Source organism: Ruegeria sp. HKCCD9138 (assembly GCF_057220975.1).
The window spans coordinates 243170-259969 of the sequence record NZ_JBWVAZ010000002.1 but is presented as its reverse complement, the minus strand read 5'-3'; the positions used below and the strand labels follow the sequence as shown (position 1 = coordinate 259969).

17 protein-coding genes are annotated in these 16800 nt (G+C 59.4%); 12 read left to right on the top strand and 5 right to left on the bottom strand.

Annotated features, from left to right (window positions below):
• Positions 1-100: 100 nt before the first annotated feature.
• Positions 101-1135, top strand: coding sequence for a uroporphyrinogen decarboxylase (hemE, locus tag AC2TEL_RS04540; protein ID WP_480902172.1), 1035 nt, complete (start codon positions 101-103; stop codon positions 1133-1135).
• Between the two features lie 43 nt (positions 1136-1178).
• On the opposite strand, the gene AC2TEL_RS04535 is transcribed toward hemE, so the two are convergent.
• A complete protein-coding gene (locus tag AC2TEL_RS04535; RefSeq protein ID WP_480902170.1) occupies positions 1179-2303 on the bottom strand; it encodes a CaiB/BaiF CoA transferase family protein in 1125 nt (374 codons plus the stop codon).
• Between the two features lie 149 nt (positions 2304-2452).
• Here AC2TEL_RS04535 and AC2TEL_RS04530 point away from each other — a divergent pair, with 149 nt between their 5' ends.
• The 7 genes from AC2TEL_RS04530 (at position 2453) to uvrC (ending at position 9755) form a co-directional block, all read left to right on the top strand.
• Positions 2453-2977, top strand: coding sequence for an SRPBCC family protein (locus AC2TEL_RS04530; RefSeq protein WP_480902168.1), 525 nt, complete (start codon positions 2453-2455; stop codon positions 2975-2977).
• A gap of 91 nt (positions 2978-3068) precedes the next feature.
• Positions 3069-3998: an ABC transporter ATP-binding protein gene (locus tag AC2TEL_RS04525; RefSeq protein WP_480902166.1), complete on the top strand. Its 930-nt coding sequence runs from the start codon at positions 3069-3071 to the stop codon at positions 3996-3998.
• Complete coding sequence (locus AC2TEL_RS04520) at positions 3995-4756, top strand: ABC transporter permease (RefSeq protein ID WP_480838437.1); 762 nt, start codon at positions 3995-3997, stop codon at positions 4754-4756. The genes AC2TEL_RS04525 and AC2TEL_RS04520 overlap by 4 nt, the downstream gene beginning before the upstream one ends.
• A gap of 104 nt (positions 4757-4860) precedes the next feature.
• Positions 4861-5658: a S49 family peptidase gene (locus AC2TEL_RS04515; RefSeq protein ID WP_480838435.1), complete on the top strand. Its 798-nt coding sequence runs from the start codon at positions 4861-4863 to the stop codon at positions 5656-5658.
• Between the two features lie 168 nt (positions 5659-5826).
• Positions 5827-6789 (top strand): calcium/sodium antiporter, encoded by a 963-nt coding sequence (locus tag AC2TEL_RS04510; RefSeq protein WP_480902163.1) that lies wholly within the window; start codon positions 5827-5829, stop codon positions 6787-6789.
• A gap of 21 nt (positions 6790-6810) precedes the next feature.
• On the top strand, positions 6811-7590 hold the full coding sequence (locus AC2TEL_RS04505) for an SDR family oxidoreductase (RefSeq protein ID WP_480838431.1): 780 nt from the start codon (positions 6811-6813) through the stop codon (positions 7588-7590).
• A 290-nt stretch (positions 7591-7880) separates the two neighbouring features.
• A complete protein-coding gene (uvrC, locus tag AC2TEL_RS04500) occupies positions 7881-9755 on the top strand; it encodes an excinuclease ABC subunit UvrC (protein ID WP_480838429.1) in 1875 nt (624 codons plus the stop codon).
• Here uvrC and AC2TEL_RS04495 read toward each other — a convergent pair.
• Positions 9752-10636, bottom strand: coding sequence for a DMT family transporter (locus AC2TEL_RS04495; RefSeq protein WP_480902161.1), 885 nt, complete (start codon positions 10634-10636; stop codon positions 9752-9754). The genes uvrC and AC2TEL_RS04495 overlap by 4 nt on opposite strands.
• 177 nt (positions 10637-10813) lie before the next feature.
• On the opposite strand from AC2TEL_RS04495, the gene pgsA reads away from it, so the two are divergent.
• The 4 genes from pgsA (at position 10814) to AC2TEL_RS04475 (ending at position 13512) form a co-directional block, all read left to right on the top strand.
• Positions 10814-11482, top strand: coding sequence for a CDP-diacylglycerol--glycerol-3-phosphate 3-phosphatidyltransferase (gene pgsA, locus AC2TEL_RS04490; RefSeq protein WP_480902159.1), 669 nt, complete (start codon positions 10814-10816; stop codon positions 11480-11482).
• A gap of 3 nt (positions 11483-11485) precedes the next feature.
• Entirely contained in the window at positions 11486-11731 is a 246-nt protein-coding gene (gene moaD, locus AC2TEL_RS04485; protein ID WP_480838423.1) for a molybdopterin converting factor subunit 1, read from the top strand.
• Positions 11732-11735: 4 nt separating this feature from the next.
• Positions 11736-12179: a molybdenum cofactor biosynthesis protein MoaE gene (locus AC2TEL_RS04480; protein ID WP_480902157.1), complete on the top strand. Its 444-nt coding sequence runs from the start codon at positions 11736-11738 to the stop codon at positions 12177-12179.
• Positions 12180-12303: 124 nt separating this feature from the next.
• Positions 12304-13512, top strand: a complete 1209-nt coding sequence (locus tag AC2TEL_RS04475; protein WP_480902155.1) for a trans-sulfuration enzyme family protein — start codon at positions 12304-12306, stop codon at positions 13510-13512.
• Between the two features lie 20 nt (positions 13513-13532).
• On the opposite strand, the gene AC2TEL_RS04470 is transcribed toward AC2TEL_RS04475, so the two are convergent.
• The 3 genes from AC2TEL_RS04470 to ubiA all read right to left on the bottom strand — a co-directional run bounded on the left by AC2TEL_RS04470 (position 13533) and on the right by ubiA (position 16788).
• Positions 13533-13853, bottom strand: coding sequence for a hypothetical protein (locus tag AC2TEL_RS04470; RefSeq protein ID WP_480838416.1), 321 nt, complete (start codon positions 13851-13853; stop codon positions 13533-13535).
• Between the two features lies 1 nt (position 13854).
• Complete coding sequence (locus tag AC2TEL_RS04465; RefSeq protein ID WP_480902152.1) at positions 13855-15759, bottom strand: OmpA family protein; 1905 nt, start codon at positions 15757-15759, stop codon at positions 13855-13857.
• A gap of 66 nt (positions 15760-15825) precedes the next feature.
• On the bottom strand, positions 15826-16788 hold the full coding sequence (gene ubiA, locus AC2TEL_RS04460) for a 4-hydroxybenzoate octaprenyltransferase (protein WP_480902150.1): 963 nt from the start codon (positions 16786-16788) through the stop codon (positions 15826-15828).
• Between the last annotated feature and the right edge of the window lie 12 nt (positions 16789-16800).

Below are 16800 nucleotides of genomic sequence, written 5' to 3'. Positions count from 1 at the left end.
GCTTTAGTCGCGTCACATTGCCCTGACAATGGGGGCAGAGCTTGACAAATTGCCGCCGAAGGAAGACCCGTTGCGCCAGACCTTAATATCGGGGGCAGGCATGGCCGAAACAAAGAAAATTCTGCGGGCGCTGGCAGGCGAGGTTCAGGACGTTCCGCCTATCTGGATGATGCGCCAGGCAGGCCGGTATCTGCCCGAGTATCGCGCGACCCGTGCGCAGGCCGGGGATTTTCTGTCGCTGTGCTACAATTCCGAGCTTGCGGCCGAGGTCACGTTACAGCCGATCCGCCGCTATGGTTTTGACGCGGCGATCCTGTTTGCCGACATCCTGCTTGTCCCGCAGGCGCTGGGTGCGGATCTGTGGTTCGTCACCGGCGAAGGGCCGCGCCTGTCGACCATTACGCAACAGTCGGATTTCGACGCATTGAAACCGGTCGAGGATATTCATGAGACGCTCTCGCCCGTCTATGAGACCGTGCGCATCCTGTCGCGGGACTTGCCGTCAGAGACGACGCTGATAGGGTTTGCCGGGGCACCGTGGACCGTGGCGACCTATATGATCGCGGGGCGTGGCACGCCGGATCAAGGTCCGGCGCACAAGCTGCGCGAAGAAGACACCGTTTTGTTCGAGGCTTTGCTGGAACGGATTACCGCTGCCACGATCGAATACCTGTCGGCCCAGATCGATGCGGGCGCCGAGGTTGTCAAGATCTTCGATAGCTGGGCCGGGTCCCTGAAGGGTGAGGCATTTCGGAAATACGCGGTTGAGCCGTGTCGAGTGATCACTCAGGCCATCAAGGCCCGCCATCCCGGAATACCCGTGATCGGGTTCCCGCGCGAAGCGGGCGAGGGCTATGTCGGGTTCGCCGAGGCAACCGGCGTCGATTGCGTGGCGCTGGATAACTCGGTTTCGCCGGACTGGGCCGCCGCAAAGGTACAGGTGGACGGCTGTGTTCAAGGCAACCTGGCATCGTCGCATATGGTGACTGGCGGGCAGGCACTGGTGGACGAAACCCGAGCGATTGTCGAGGCGTTCTCGAAAGGGCCGCATATATTCAATCTGGGCCACGGGATCACGCCGGATGCCGATCCCGAGAACGTGCAGTTGATGATCGATACGGTGCGCGGGCGATAAAGGTTGGTAAGGGGGCCAGCCCCCTTCTTGGCCTTTGGCCAATTCATCCCCCGGGATATTTTCGGCCAGATGAAGTGGCGGATCCGGGATGTGCGTCGAGTTCGGCGAGGATTTCCTGAGTGTGTTCTCCGCGGGCCGGGCTGGGTTGGGGTTTCCAGTTATGATTTGAAAACCGTGGGGCGGCGGCGGCCTGAAGCGTTCCGTCCACTTCTTGCCATGTCCGGCGGGTATTCATCGGGTGATCCCAGGCTTGTTCGGGGCTGAGGATCGGGGCGACGCAGGCATCGGTCCCGGAAAAAAGGGTCACCCAATGATCGCGCGGTTTTTTGGCGAACAGATCCGTCAGGCGATCGGTCAATACAGGCCAGAGCTGACGGTCATATTGCTGTTGAAACTGCGGATCATCCGACAGGTCGAGCAGGTTCAGGAATATCGCGTAGAATTTCGGCTCAAGGCACTGCACCGAAATACAATGGCCGTCTGCGCAGGCGTAGCAGCGACTCCAATGCGGTCCGTCGAGCAGGCTTTGTCCGCGGGTTTCCGAAAGGTTGCCGGTCTGGCGCATGCTCATCAGCAGGTTCATCATGTGGGCCGAGCCGTCATAGATGGCCGCATCGACCACGCTACCTTGACCCGTTGCTTTCGCATTGATCAGCGCAGCCAGAATACCGGTCACCAGATACAGCGCGCCGCCACCGATATCGCCAACAAGGGTGGCGGGTGTCTGTGGGATCTGCCCGGCGGCCGAGGCGTACCACAGGGCGCCGGACAGGGCGATATAGTTCAGATCGTGACCTGCTGTGTCCGACATCGGGCTGTCCTGCCCCCAACCCGTCATCCGGCCGTACACCAGCTTGGGGTTCAGCGCGTGGCAAGCCTCGGGGCCAAGGCCGAGTTTTTCCATGACGCCCGGGCGGAACCCCTCGATCAAGGCGTCGGCCGAGGATATCAGGGTCAGGGCCGTGTTCAGGTCCTGTGGGTCCTTCAGATCCAGCGCGATGGATCGTTTTCCGCGATCCAGCAGAGATCGCTCGGGCATACCCGGCGTCACGGCGCCACCCTTGCGGTGAACGGTGATCACGTCGGCCCCGAGATCCGCCAGCAGCATTGCTGCAAACGGGCCGGGGCCCAGCCCTTCGATTTCGATGATACGCAATCCGCTCAGCATGGTTCGGCCTCCTGCCGGGCAGAGTTTCGCCAGAGCGTCGGGATTGCAAGGGGTTGATGAGGGTTCCAACCGCAAACTGGTTGCCTGCACCTGGTGTTAGAGGCTACGTCTGAGGTGATCTGCCACAGGGTTTCAGGAGGGCGTTTGACATGCATTTAAGCGACACGAGGACGATCAAGGCCGCGCCTGCTGCAGTTTTTGCGGCCTTGCTGGACCCCGAAGTGTTGAAGGCCTGCATCTCGGGGGCCCAGGATGTGTCCGGGAATCCCGCTGATGGCTATGAGGCGACGGTGGTGCAAAAGGTCGGTCCCGTAAAGGCTACGTTCAAAGGAACGGTTACCATGTCGGACATGGTCGAGGCGGAGCGGTTGACTATCACAGGTGAAGGCAAGGGCGGAGCGGCGGGTTTTGCCAAGGGCAGCGCCTCGGTCAGTTTTGCGCCGGACGAACAGGGTGGCACCGCGCTGACATACGATGTCGATGCCAAGGTGGGCGGCAAACTGGCACAGCTTGGCAGCCGTTTGATCGATGGGTTTGCCAAGAAGATGGCGGATCAGTTTTTCATGAACCTGCAAGAGCATCTGGAAGGTCCAGCCGAGCAGGAAACCGAAGGCGAGCCGGAAGAGGAAGAGGCCAAAAAGGGATGGTTGGGGCGTCTGACGGGGCGTGACTAGGCCCTGCGCATATGTGCAGGCTGCTGTGCGATTTTGACCTGTTCTGCGGCGGGTCGGCGCGATAGGGTGCCCGCCAGAACCGGGGAGACGCATGGCACCGATTTTGTCTATAAAGGATCTGCGCAAGACTTATGAGGGCGGCTTTGAAGCGCTCAAGGGGGTGTCGCTGGATATCGAACAGGGCGAGATACTGGCCTTGCTTGGTCCCAATGGTGCGGGCAAGACCACTCTGATCTCGACCGTCTGCGGAATCACCACGCCAACCTCGGGTTCCGTCACTGTAGGCGGACACGACATTCTGACGAATTATCGCGCTGCCAGAAAGATGATTGGCCTGGTTCCGCAGGAGATCGCACTGGAGCCCTTTGAAAAGGTCTGGAACACAGTCCGGTTCTCGCGGGGCCTGTTCGGCCATGGCACCGATAGTGCCAGAATCGAGGAAATTCTTCGCAAGTTGTCCTTATGGGACAAGCGCAAGAACGCGATCAAGGAACTGTCAGGCGGCATGAAGCGCCGGGTTCTGATTGCCAAGGCATTGGCGCATGAACCGCGCGTTCTGTTTCTGGATGAGCCCACTGCGGGGGTCGATGTAGAGTTACGCAAGGACATGTGGGACATCGTGGCCGAGCTGAAGGCCAGCGGTGTCACCATCATCCTGACCACACATTATATCGAAGAGGCCGAGGCCATTGCCGACCGTGTCGGTGTCATCGACAAGGGTGAACTGCTGCTGGTTCAGGACAAAGATACGCTGATGGCGCAGATGGGCAAGAAGCAGATCGAGGTGATGCTGACCGAACCGGTCTCGGCCATTCCCGATTGTTTGATGTCCCACAACCTGACCCTGAACGGTGAAGGGAATGTGCTGATTTACACCTATGACACCAATGCCGAGCGTACGGGCATAACGACGCTGCTAAACGATGTTGCGCAAGCCGGGCTGGTTCTGCGCGATGTTCAAACCCGTCAGTCGAGCCTTGAGGAGATTTTCGTCAATCTGGTATCCGGAGAGCCCGCATGAACTGGTCCGCCGTCGCTGCCATCTACCGGTTCGAGATGGCCCGTTTCTTCCGTACTCTGGCGCAGAGCTTTTTGTCGCCGGTTCTGTCCACCTCGCTCTATTTCGTTGTATTCGGCACCGCGATCGGCAGTCGCATTCAGGAGGTCGAGGGCGTCTCGTACGGCGCCTTCATCGTGCCGGGTCTGATCATGCTGTCGGTGGTGATGTTGTCGATATCGAATGCGTCCTTCGGTATCTATTTCCCAAAATTCCTGGGCACCATTTACGAACTTCTTTCCGCACCGATCAATTTTATAGAAATCGTAATCGGTTACGTAGGCGCTGCGGCAACCAAAGCGCTGTTCGTCGGATTGGTCATACTCGGAACCGCCACCTTTTTTGTCGATTTGCGGATCGAGCATCCCTTCGCCATGGCGGCATTTCTGATACTGTCCTGTCTCAGTTTCTCGCTGCTGGGGTTCATCATTGGCATCTGGGCCAGCAATTTCGAGCAGATGTCGCTGGTGCCGCAGCTGGTGGTGACACCGCTGATCTTTCTGGGCGGGACGTTCTATTCCGTCTCGATGCTGCCGCCGCTCTGGCAGACGATTACGCTTTTTAATCCGGTGGTTTACCTGATCTCGGGCTTCCGTTGGTCGTTTTACGGGATCGCGGACGTTCCGATTTTCTGGAGCCTTCTGGCGATCATCGCCTTCACCGGAATTTGCCTTGCGGTCATCGGCTGGATCTTCAAAACTGGCTGGCGCATCCGCAGTTAGGGCGTTGCATTTTTGCCCGCCGGGTGTGGGAAATTGGTTCACGTCGCGTTTATGGGCGCGCGTGTCCCTTGTTAACGGTCGTGGCGCGCTCTACATCGGCTTCCATGAAACTTCGCCTGCCTTTCCTGAAAAAGCAGCCCACTGTGGCCGTTGTCCGCCTGTCCGGCGCCATCGGAATGGCTGGGCGTGCCTCGATGAACGACGTGTCGCTTGCCCCGGTGCTGGAAAAGGCCTTTCGCAAAGGCAAACCCGTCGCTGTGGCGCTGGAAGTCAATTCGCCCGGCGGCTCACCCGTCCAAAGCTCTCTCATCGGGTCGCGCATACGTCGCCTGGCCGAGGAGCTGGACATCCCCGTCTATGCCTTTGTCGAAGACGTGGCGGCCTCTGGCGGCTATTGGCTGGCGGCTTCCGCGGACGAGATCTGGGCCGACGAAAGTTCGGTCCTGGGGTCGATCGGCGTGATATCGTCCGGCTTCGGTGCGCATGTCTTTCTGGCTCGGCAGGGCATTGAGCGGCGCGTGCACACCGCCGGCCAGTCGAAATCCATGCTTGATCCGTTCGCACCGGAAAAGAAAGAGGATGTCGCCCGCCTTCAGGTACTACTGGGCGATATACACGAGAACTTCATTGCGCATGTCAGATCCCGAAGGGATGGCAAGCTGGATGCAAATGCCGATCTGTTCAATGGCGAGGTCTGGCTGGCCCGACGCGCGAAAGAGCTTGGTCTGATTGACGGCATCGCGCATCTGAAGCCCAAGATGCAGGAGCGTTTTGGCGACAAGGTCAAGTTCCGCCGCTATGGTTTGCGCCGACCGATCTGGTCACGCTTTGGAGCCGCGATGGCGCAGGACGCGATCGCCGGGCTTGAGGAGCGCGCAGCCTTTGCGCGTTTCGGGTTGTGACGTGATCATCAAGGCCGTCACTCTTTTTCTGATTGGCATGGCTGTGTTGGCAATGTTCGGCAAGCTGCGCTTTCCGGGCCAGCGGCGTCTGAGCTCGGCCAAATGTCCCAAATGTGGACGGTTTCGGATCGGCAAGGGTCCGTGTCCATGTGAAAAGGGAGGCCGTGGATGACGGCATGGCTGCTATCCGGTCTCGGACTGCTGATCCTGTTGCTGGCCGGTGACGCGCTGGTACGTGGTGCCGTGAACCTCAGCCTGAGGTTGGGTGTGCCAGCCTTGATTGTCAGCCTGACCATTGTGGCCTTTGGTACGTCGGCACCCGAACTGTTGATTGCCATCAGCGCGGTCAAGGAAAACGCACCCGGTATCGCATTGGGTAACGTGGTCGGGTCGAATACGGCCAATATTCTTCTGGTTCTCGGGTTGCCCGCCCTATTGGCGACGCTGCACACCAGCGAATGCGACAGCCGCAAGAACTATGTCTTCATGCTGATGGCCTCGGTGTTGTTCATCGGGCTGGCTTTCTGTGGCGTGTTCAACCTGTTCAGCGGTGCGATTCTGTTGACGGGTCTGGGGCTGATGTTGTGGAACGCTTTCCGCGAGGCGCACGCACACCGCAAGGCCTGTGGCCCCGCCCGCGCGGAAGATGACGATCTGGAAGTGCTGGAAGAAGCAGACCCCGATATGCCCTATTGGAAGGTGTCGGTTTATCTGGTCCTGGGTCTGATCGGCCTGCCCATGGGCGCGCATCTGCTGGTGGAAAACGCCACGATCATCGCCCGCACTTATGGCGTCAGTGAAACGGTGATCGGTCTGACGCTGGTTGCTGTCGGAACCTCGTTGCCCGAACTGGCCACCACGGTCATGGCGGCACTGCGCCGTCAGGCGGATGTCGCGCTGGGCAATGTGATCGGGTCGAACATGTTCAATCTGCTGGCCATCGTCGGAATTGCCACCCTGTTTGGCCGCATTCCGGTCGACCCCGAGTTCCTGCATTTCGATCTGTGGGTCATGCTGGGCGCGTCACTGCTGCTGATCCCGTTTGTCTTCTTCAAACAGGATATTACGCGTGTATGGGGCATGATCCTTACCCTGTTGTACGCCGTATATATCATTATCCTTCTGGCATGACCTGACTGACGGAGATTCCCGATGACCCGAGCTTTGGTGACCGGCGCTGGCAAACGGCTTGGGCGCGCGATGGCCTTGTATCTGGCCGGGCGCGGGTATGATGTCGCCGTTCACTATGCGTCTTCCGATGCAGCAGCGCGTGATACGGTGGCGGAGGTTCAGGCTTTGGGCCGAGCATCCGTTGCGTTGCAGGCCGACCTTCTGGATGAGGCACAGGTCACCACGCTGCTGCCCCGCGCCGCCGAGGCTTTGGGCGGGCCGATCACCTGTCTGGTCAACAACGCCTCGATCTTCGAATATGACAACATCCACACTGCAACCCGTCAAAGCTGGGATCGGCATCTCGACAGCAACCTGCGCGCACCGTTTGTTTTGACTCAGGCCATGGCGGAACAGGGTCTTGCTGCGGAACCGGATGAGGCGGGTGAACCGGTCGCGACCGGTCTGATCGTCAATATGGTGGACATGCGGGTGCGCAAACTGACGCCCGAATTCATGACCTACACCATCGCAAAAATGGGGCTGTGGGCGCTGACCCGCACCGCGGCACAGGCGCTGACTCCGGCCATCCGGGTCAACGCAATCGGGCCGGGCCCTACGTTGCAGGGCCATCGTCAGTCTGAGGGTCACTTTAAAGCTCAACGGAAGAACACCGTGCTGGAGCGTGGGGCGAATCCCTCCGACATCACGGCCGCGCTGGGCTATTTTCTGGATGCCCATGCAGTCACCGGGCAGCTTCTGTGCGTGGATGGTGGCCAACATCTGGGATGGCAGACGCCAGACGTTCTGGGCGTAGAATAGACATATTCCTCGCAAGTTTTGCACCGCTTTCGTCCGTGTTACCGGCGCGTTACAAAATTGTCTTGTTTTTCATACACTTGTTTCAGGAACAAAAAAATATCATTCAAAAACAATGTGTTAGGATAGTGCTTAAATTTTGTGCAAATCAAAGAACAGGTAATGAAACAAGGGAAATTTGCGTTGCCCCAGAACTTATCTGCACAGTTATCCACAGAAGTCGTGGATTTGTTTTCTCTTGATCTGAGGCGCTCAAGATTGCAGCCATGGTCAGAGAATCATATCTCAGGCCCATGACCTCTCACGACGAACCGACTTCGGAAACCCAGCCCACCGGCTATGCCTGCATCCAGCGTTATGTAAAGACACTGGACAGTTCGCCCGGCGTGTACCGGATGCTCGACAGCGATAGTCGGGTTCTTTACGTGGGCAAGGCGCGGAACCTCAAGGCGCGGGTCTCGAACTATACGCGGCCGGGTCACTCGGGCCGGATCGAGCGGATGATCGCCTCGACCGCCTCGATGATGTTTCTGACGACGCGGACCGAGACCGAGGCGCTGCTGCTGGAGCAGAACCTGATCAAGCAGCTCAAGCCGAAATACAACGTACTGCTGCGCGACGACAAAAGCTTTCCGAATATTCTCGTCGCCAAGGATCATGCCTTTCCTCAGATCAAGAAACATCGCGGCGCAAAGAAAGAGAAGGGCGCCTATTTTGGCCCATTCGCCAGCGCCGGTGCCGTCAACAGAACGCTGAACCAGTTGCAAAAGGCGTTTTTGCTGCGCAATTGCTCGGATTCCATGTTCGACAGCCGCACCCGGCCTTGTCTGCTCTATCAGATCAAGCGCTGCTCGGGGCCTTGTGTCGGGCTGATCTCGGAAGCGGATTACCGCGAAAGCGTCCAGGATGCGGAAAGGTTTCTGTCCGGTCGTTCAACCAGGGTGCAGGAGGAACTGGCCGAACAGATGATGGCCGCGTCCGAAGCGATGGAATTCGAACGCGCCGCTGGATTGCGCGACCGCATTCGTGCGCTGACGCAGGTGCAGACGTCTCAGGGTATCAACCCGCGCGGCGTGACCGAGGCGGATGTGATCGGCCTTTATATGGACAGTGGTCAGGCCTGTGTGCAGGTGTTTTTCATCCGCGCCAATCAGAATTGGGGCAACCGAGATTTTTATCCGCGCGTTGGGCCGGACGTGTCCGCGGCCGAAGCGATGGAGGCTTTCCTCGGCCAGTTCTACGACAACAAGGAACCGCCCCGGCAACTGATCCTGTCGGATGCCATCGAAAACGCCGATCTGATGCAAGAGGCCCTGTCAGAGAAAGCTGGGCGCAAGGTTGAGATTCTTGTGCCCCAACGCGGTGAAAAACAGGAGCTGATCGCGGGTGCGCTGCGAAATGCACGAGAGTCGCTCGCGCGTCGCATGTCGGAAAGCGCAACACAGGCCAGACTCTTGCGCGGTGTGGCCGAGGCGTTTGATCTGGACGGCCCGCCGAACCGGATCGAGGTCTACGACAACTCCCACATTCAGGGCACCAACGCCGTCGGCGGCATGATCGTGGCGGGGCCCGAGGGGTTCATGAAAAACGCCTATCGCAAGTTCAACATACGCGGTGAAGACCTGACCCCGGGCGACGATTTCGGAATGATGAAAGAGGTTCTGACCCGGCGCTTTACAAGGTTGCAGAAGGAAGACCCGGACCGGGACAAAGGTTTATGGCCTGATCTGCTGCTGATCGACGGCGGCGCGGGGCAGGTGAGCGCCGTGCACGAAATCATGCAAACGCATGGCGTCGAAGACATCCCCATGATTGGCGTCGCAAAGGGTGTCGACCGGGATCACGGCAAGGAAGAGTTTCACCGGATTGGTCAGCGCCCCTTTGCCCTGAAACGCAACGACCCGGTGCTGTACTTCATTCAGCGTCTACGCGACGAGGCACACCGGTTCGCGATTGGCACCCATCGGGCCAAACGAGCCAAAGCCGTCGGCGCGACACCGCTGGACGAAATCCCCGGCGTCGGTGCGGCGCGAAAGCGGGCATTGCTGGCGCATTTCGGAAGCGCCAAAGCGGTCAGCCGGGCGAATCTTGCCGATCTCAAAGCGGTTGATGGGATTTCCGCCGGGCTGGCGCAAAAAGTTTATGACTTTTTCCACGACAAGGGCTAAGCCCGACGACCTCGCCAGAGGATATAAAGCCCCGAGGCCACGATCAGCGCGCTGCCGATCCACATGGTCTGATCCAGACGCTCGCCGAACAAGAACACGCCCAACCCGATGCCGAACAGCAACCGGGAATAGCGAAATGGCGTAACCGCCGAAACTTCACCCGTGCGCATCGCCTTCATCAGGGATGCATAGGCTATGGTGCCCATGAAGATTGCACCGGTCATGTGCAGTCCGGTATGGCCTGCCAGCGGAGCCGACGGCACGCCTTCCCAGAACCGGTAGGCCAGCCCGGCGACCACGATGCAAAGAAACCCATAGAACCCCAGAACCTCGGTTCCCAGGGTTGCGGGCGCGGCGCGGCTGGCCAGATCGCGACCGGCAAAGCCCAGCATCCCCAATACAGCGAGGATCGACAGGACAGAAAAACTGTCTCCGGTTGGTTGGATGATGACGACCACCCCGACCATGCCGACAAGAATCGCACTCCATCGCCGCCAGCCAACGGCTTCTCCGAAGAACACGGCTGCCCCTGCGACCACGACCAGCGGTGTGGCCTGCAAGATCACGGTTGCGGCGGACAAGGGCGTCAGCGCGATGGCCAACACGTAGAACAACCGCCCCAGGATTTCGAAAAGAACGCGTATCTTCATCGGCCGGGACAGCACATCTGGATGCAGCAGCCGAGTGCCGCGCAAAAGGGAAACACAGGCAAATATCACGGCCCCACCAGTGCCGAACAGAACCAGTACCTGCCAGATCGGCAGCGTCAGGGACGCGCTTTTCAACAACGCGTCTTCCAGCGCAAAACCTGCCATGGCAGCAATCATCCAACCGCTTCCGATCAGGTTGGATCGGGCGTCCATTGGAATTCGGGGTGTCATAGGGTTCGCGCGTCCGTGGCCAGTTTCATAGGCAATCTGGCGCGTTCGTGACCCGAGGCCAAGGGGTTTGACACGCGGGCCCACGAACTGTGACCCTTTGACCAAGCATCTGTGATTGGTACTGTTTTTTACCGCCCCGTCTTTTCTGTCCGAAGCCGGCACTGTAGGGTCCGCAGCATGAAATGGAATTTGCCGAACATACTGACCGTATTGCGCCTGCTGGCCGCGCCCGGCCTGGCCGTTATGTTTCTGTATTTCACGCGCCCCTATGCGGATTGGTTTGCCCTGATCCTGTTTCTGTCGGCGGCCATTACCGACTGGTTCGATGGCTACCTGGCGCGCGCGTGGAAGCAGGAAACAAAGATGGGTGCAATGCTGGATCCCATCGCCGACAAGGCCATGGTGGTGATCGCGCTTATGATCCTGGTTGGCTATTCGACCGAACACTGGACGCCATGGCTGGTGCTGCCCGCCACCGTGATCCTGTTCCGCGAGGTTTTTGTTTCGGGCCTGCGCGAATATCTGGGCGATGTGGCCGGAACATTGAAAGTAACGAAACTGGCCAAATGGAAGACCACCGCCCAGATGATTGCCATCGCGGTGCTGTTCTCTCAGGGCATCTTCGAGCATTACTTTGTGATGGCCACCTTCGGAATGGATGCAACAACGATCGATCAGGTCCTGACAGGACAGCTTGAAGATCTGAACGCTGTGCGCTGGAACCTGGAAGGGATGTTCTGGGCGGGTCGGATCGGGCTGTGGCTGCTTTGGATTGCGGCTGCGCTGACATTGATCACCGGCTATGACTACCTACGTAAAGCTATGCCCCATCTGAAGGAGAGCTAAGGGATGGATGTGCTGTATTTCGCCTGGGTGCGCGAAAGGATCGGCTTGCCCAAGGAAAAGGTCGACACCAATGCCGCGACGGTCTCGGATCTGGTTGCAGAGCTGAGCGCGCGCGAAGACCGCTACGCCGCTGCATTTGCCGACCTGTCTGCGTTGCGCGTCGCCTTGGATCAGGAGCTGTCGGATTTTGATGCACCGCTGTCCGGCGTCCGTGAGGTGGCTTTTTTTCCGCCGATGACCGGAGGCTGACGCAATGCGGATCGCTGTTCAGGAAGAGGCGTTCGATCTGGGGGCCGAGGCCAATGCCTTTGCCGCCGGCAACGCGGTGAACGGGGCGATCGTGACTTTCACAGGCGTTGTACGCGACCTGGCGACAGGTGATCTGGATGTCATGGAAATCGAGCATTATCCGGGCATGACCGAACGCGCCCTGACCAAGATCGCGCAGGAGGCCAAAGATCGGTGGTCTCTGGGCGATGTGCTGGTGATTCACCGGTATGGACGCCTGGCGCCGGGTGACCGGATCATGATGGTCGCCACCGCATCACGGCATCGCAAGGATGCTTTCGAGGCTGCGGAATATCTGATGGATTACCTCAAATCCCGCGCGCCATTCTGGAAGAAAGAAATTACCACAACCGGTGCAGAATGGGTTGCCGCGAAGGACGAGGACGAAGACGCGCTGACCCGCTGGTGAGATCAATTCACTGGTCATGCACTTTTGCAGTGTCGTTTTGAGAACACTGCGCGTTCAATTCGCCTCTAGACGTGTGATCGCCAATTCATGATGAATTGAAACCAAACGTCAAAAGGGGACCAGCATGCACAATGGATTGAAAGAAAAGGGGCTTGCAACCAAAGCCATTCATGCCGGTGAAGGCCCGGACAGGTCTACCGGCGCATCTGCCCCGGCGTTGCATATGTCCTCGACCTTTGTGACGGATCAGGTGGCCGGCTTTTCAGCCCACGACATCGAGGAAGAGGCTCCGTATCTCTATGGTCGCTGGGCCAACCCCAATGTCAAAACCCTAGAATCAAAGATCAGCGCATTGGAGGGAACAGAGGATTGTATCTGCCTGGCATCCGGAATGGCGGCCGCCACGGCCATCTTTCTTACATTTCTGTCGGCCGGAGATCACGTGATCGTGTCGGACGTATCCTATGCAGGCGTTGCAGAGCTGGCCCGCGACACTCTTCCGCGTCTGGGCATCGAGGTCAGCACGGTCAACATGTCCGATCTGAATGCTGTTGAGGCGGCAGTGCGCCCGGACACGCGGCTGATCCACACCGAAACACCGGTGAACCCGATCGGGCGGTTGACCGATCTGGCGGCTGTTGCCAAGATCGCGCATCGTGCAGGCGCGCTGTTGTCCTGTGATGCCACGTTCGCCTCGCCGCTTGGGCAGGCGAACAAGGACCTGGGCGTCGACTTGATCATGCATTCCGTGACCAAATACATTGGCGGACACGGGGATGCGATCGGTGGCGCGATTGCGGGTCGAAAGGAACTGATCGAAAAAATCCGCGGCGAATCCGCGATACACCACGGCGGCATCATGTCTCCGTTCAACGCTTGGATGATAGCGCGGGGCATGGCCACGTTGCCATTGCGCATGAAGGCGCACGAGGCCGGGGCCTTGGCCGTCTCCGAATGGCTGGAATCCCGCGGGTCAGTGACCAGGGTGATTTATCCGGGTCTCAAATCCCACCCGCAATACGATCTGGCGCGACGGCAGATGCAGAACACGTCAGGCATGATCACCTTTCAGGTCGGCGACAGGGCTGCCGGAGAGGCATTGGCCCAACAGATGATCGAAAAGTTGCAGATCATCCACTATGCGGTGTCGCTGGGCCATCATCGCAGTTTGATTTTCTGGATGGGAACCGATGCGCTGATGGAGACATCCTTCAGGCTAAAGGGAGCGCAGCTTGAAAGCTATCGCGACTATGCCGGTGACGGTGTGTTCCGGTTGTCCATCGGGCTTGAAGACCCAGAGGACCTGATCGCGGATCTGGCTCAGGTTCTCTGAGGTGACCTGCGGCCCGAACTCTAGTCCGCGTTGTTGATCCGCCCCCGAAGCAATTCAGCTTCCTGACGGGCGTCGCGCAGACCTTCCATTGCTGCGGCCAGTTCGGCCTCGGCCTGCGTCAGCTGGTTGGTCAGCTCCGCCTCGCGTTGCTGTAAGTATGTTATCGCCTGATCGCGGGATTCTTCAGCCTCGTGCAGTTCCTGGCTCATCCGATCCAGATCGGCCACGTCGCTTTGACGGACGCGGGACAGACGGTGTGCCAGCCAATTTGCGAACCATCCCATGCAGAAGGCCGCGAATAGGATAATGGCGGTTGCGATGACGAATTCTGTTCTGTTCAACTTACTGGTCCTCTGCGTCCGCATCTGAGGGGGTGGCGTCCGAAGTTCCCGAGGTCGCTTCCATGGCCTCCAACCCGGTTTCGGAATTTGGAACGGGTTCCGGCCGGATCAGGCGGAACTCGATCCGGCGGTTTTCCTCGCGGCCTTCCTCGGTGTCATTGTCGGCGATGGGCTGCGTTTCGCCATAGCCGACCGCGGTATAGCTCGAGGTCGGGATACGGCGTCCGCGCAGCTCGTTCAGGATGGATTGCGCCCGTGCCTGGCTCAGCTGTTGGTTCATCTCTTCACGGCCCTGACTGTCGGTATGGCCCTGAATTTCCAGGCGTATAGGGCCACAGTCGCGCAGAATATCCGCGATCTGATTGACGGTATCGCGCGAGTCCGCCGCAACAGTGGCCGACCCCGGTTCAAACGCAATCTTTTTGCTCGCCTGAACTTCGGCGATCTGCGCCTCGCACAGTTCCGGGTCGGGCAGCGCGTCTTCGGGTTCAGGTGGTTTCTGATAGGTGATCGAAAGCGTGAAATCCTGTGCATCGCCCAGCTTTTCGGACAACTGACCCGCTATCCACGCCTTCGCGTCCTCATTGTGGCTGACGCCTGACAGTTCCACCGAATCCGGCGTAACGGTCAGAGCCCCGTGATGGAGATGCGACAAAGCCTCGAGTCCAGCCAAAACCCGAACCGGCCAGTCTGCCGGCATGTCGGGGGCAATCCGGGTTGCCGTATGCACCTGCCCGAAGCCGAAGGCCGCGCGTGCGAAACTGTCGGTCATGTCGCGCAGGGTTTCGTCTCCGACGCGGCCGCGCAATTGGACAAGACCTTCGGGACTGCGCGTTGCAGTGAATTCGATGGGTCCGGATTGAGCAATGGTTTCCGGCTCAGGCAGGACCGCGTGCAGGGCAAAAACCTCGGGCAGTGCGGTTTCAAGTTCACCCACGACCCGGTCGAACAGCGCTGGTGCAGTGCCTGGCGCTGCGACCAGCGTGATGTCGGCATCCGTCAGCGTCACGCTTCCCTGCCCGATCTCGGCCAGTGCGCCGATGCTGAGTTCTGCTGCTTTGGCCCAGTTGGGCGAAGGTACGCCCAAGCCGATGGTGCAGGTGTACGGACCGGTCAGCCCCGCATTCTGCGCGGCTGCAACGATGATGTCGCGGGCCTTTTCATCCTGCGCGGAACAGGCGTCGAATTGACCGCCCTCTTCGTTGATCAGATAGCGCAGGGTGAACGGTGTGATCACCGGGCGCGGGGCTGAAATGGCAAGACCGATCCGCAGAGTCGGAGGCGCAGAGCGGGTCAGATCCTGCTCAAGCCGCTCTTTCTCGCGCTGGCTGTCGGCTATGGCGGTAATCCGGACCAATCCGGGGCTTGCCGAGATTTTGGCGCGCGGCAGTTTGGCCAGCGACTCGACGGCATAAGCAATGGCCTCGTCCCACCCCTTTGGCGCGGGGTAGTCCGCACTTTCCATAAGGTCCGAAACCGAGACGCCCTGATCCAGCGCTTGCAGATTGTCCATCAGCGCTTCGCGATCCTCGCTCGCCGGAACCAGTCCGATCACAGAGATACCACTGTCATTGCGCAGAATTTCGGCCGAGAATTTCGGAGGTGTCAGATCAGCGGTCGGCGCCACGTCCATCTCGTCGATCACCCGGGATGTGTCGACCTCGGTCCCCGCAGCCGTGAGGGCGTTGAAACGGGTCGCTTCGTCGGGCGCGGTGCCGGTCAGAACAACTCTCAATCCGTCGGACTGCACTTCGGCCCAATCATGCCCGTTCAGGTTCAATGCCCGGCGAACTGCCAGCTCCGATGCCTCTTCGATTTTTGTGACCGCAAACCCCGCCCCTACCAAAGACAGCACGGCGGACACCACAAAAATCACGGCAACGGCAATGGGAAACGGCAGACGCATGGGTGAGCTTGAAACTCCTCTGGCGATTGGCCCCGAACTCATAACGGGCGCGTGAGGAAGGTGCAATCAGAGCAGCAGCGCGACGCAGAGGAAGATCAGCGGAATAAGGCCGGTGTCGCGGTTTGCGCGGAACAGCTGCAGCAGTTTGGCATTGTCCTCGGTGTCCAGCCCCCGCAGTTGCCACGCCATGTGCCACCCCATGGCCCACGGTCCCGCCAGCGCGACGACCAGGGCCAGAACGGATGCCTGCGGGATGGCAGCATCTATTATGGCCAGCCCCATCAGACCAACCGTGGCGATCAGAAAGTACTTTAACCATCGGGCGGTATCGGTGCCGAACAGGCGGGCCGTCGACTTGATGCCAATCAATTCGTCGTCTTCCGCGTCCTGATGCGCATAGATGGTGTCATAGAACAGCGTCCACGCGATGCCCGACAGATACAGCGTGATCGCGGGCCAGCCAACGGTGCCGCTGTGGGCCGTCCAGGCCAGCAAAGCGCCCCAGTTGAACGCCAGACCCAGAAAGACCTGCGGCCACCAGGTAAAACGCTTTGCATAGGGATAAATCGTCACAGGCAGCAACGACAGCACGCCCATTGCGATGGCGGCCCGATTGAACGTCAGCAGAATCGCCAGCGCCAGCAGACATTGCAGAGCCATCCAGATCGCCGCTTGCCGCACGCTGACCTGACCGGATGGAATCGGGCGGGACCGGGTGCGCTCGACCTGCGCGTCGAACTTGCGGTCCGTGATGTCATTCCATGTGCAACCCGCGCCGCGCATCAGAAAGGCGCCGAAAGCGCATCCGACCGCAATCCACAGATCGCCCCATCGTGGGTTACCGTCGCTGAGGATCGCCAGAGCCAGACCCCACCAACAGGGAATCAACAGCAGCCATGTGCCGATCGGTCGATCTGCCCGTGACAACCTCAGATACGGGCGGGCGAACGCAGGGGCTCGGGTATCGACCCAGTTGCCGGTGACTGCATCGGCGACCTGACCGTCTGGTGTTGGGACATTGCCTTGCATATGTAAGGTCTC

What these genes read in the sequence shown, in the direction of transcription:
- AC2TEL_RS04520 (WP_480838437.1), top strand. Translation starts at nt 3,995, where the DNA reads ATGAACTGGTCCGCCGTCGCTGCCATCTACCGGTTCGAGATGGCCCGT.
- uvrC (WP_480838429.1), top strand. Translation starts at nt 7,881, where the DNA reads ATGACCTCTCACGACGAACCGACTTCGGAAACCCAGCCCACCGGCTAT.
- AC2TEL_RS04510 (WP_480902163.1), top strand. Translation starts at nt 5,827, where the DNA reads ATGACGGCATGGCTGCTATCCGGTCTCGGACTGCTGATCCTGTTGCTG.
- pgsA (WP_480902159.1), top strand. Translation starts at nt 10,814, where the DNA reads ATGAAATGGAATTTGCCGAACATACTGACCGTATTGCGCCTGCTGGCC.
- AC2TEL_RS04495 (WP_480902161.1), bottom strand. Translation starts at nt 10,636, where the DNA reads ATGACACCCCGAATTCCAATGGACGCCCGATCCAACCTGATCGGAAGC.
- hemE (WP_480902172.1), top strand. Translation starts at nt 101, where the DNA reads ATGGCCGAAACAAAGAAAATTCTGCGGGCGCTGGCAGGCGAGGTTCAG.
- AC2TEL_RS04480 (WP_480902157.1), top strand. Translation starts at nt 11,736, where the DNA reads ATGCGGATCGCTGTTCAGGAAGAGGCGTTCGATCTGGGGGCCGAGGCC.
- AC2TEL_RS04515 (WP_480838435.1), top strand. Translation starts at nt 4,861, where the DNA reads ATGAAACTTCGCCTGCCTTTCCTGAAAAAGCAGCCCACTGTGGCCGTT.
- AC2TEL_RS04525 (WP_480902166.1), top strand. Translation starts at nt 3,069, where the DNA reads ATGGCACCGATTTTGTCTATAAAGGATCTGCGCAAGACTTATGAGGGC.
- AC2TEL_RS04530 (WP_480902168.1), top strand. Translation starts at nt 2,453, where the DNA reads ATGCATTTAAGCGACACGAGGACGATCAAGGCCGCGCCTGCTGCAGTT.
- AC2TEL_RS04505 (WP_480838431.1), top strand. Translation starts at nt 6,811, where the DNA reads ATGACCCGAGCTTTGGTGACCGGCGCTGGCAAACGGCTTGGGCGCGCG.
- AC2TEL_RS04475 (WP_480902155.1), top strand. Translation starts at nt 12,304, where the DNA reads ATGCACAATGGATTGAAAGAAAAGGGGCTTGCAACCAAAGCCATTCAT.
- ubiA (WP_480902150.1), bottom strand. Translation starts at nt 16,788, where the DNA reads ATGCAAGGCAATGTCCCAACACCAGACGGTCAGGTCGCCGATGCAGTC.
- AC2TEL_RS04465 (WP_480902152.1), bottom strand. Translation starts at nt 15,759, where the DNA reads ATGCGTCTGCCGTTTCCCATTGCCGTTGCCGTGATTTTTGTGGTGTCC.
- AC2TEL_RS04535 (WP_480902170.1), bottom strand. Translation starts at nt 2,303, where the DNA reads ATGCTGAGCGGATTGCGTATCATCGAAATCGAAGGGCTGGGCCCCGGC.
- moaD (WP_480838423.1), top strand. Translation starts at nt 11,486, where the DNA reads ATGGATGTGCTGTATTTCGCCTGGGTGCGCGAAAGGATCGGCTTGCCC.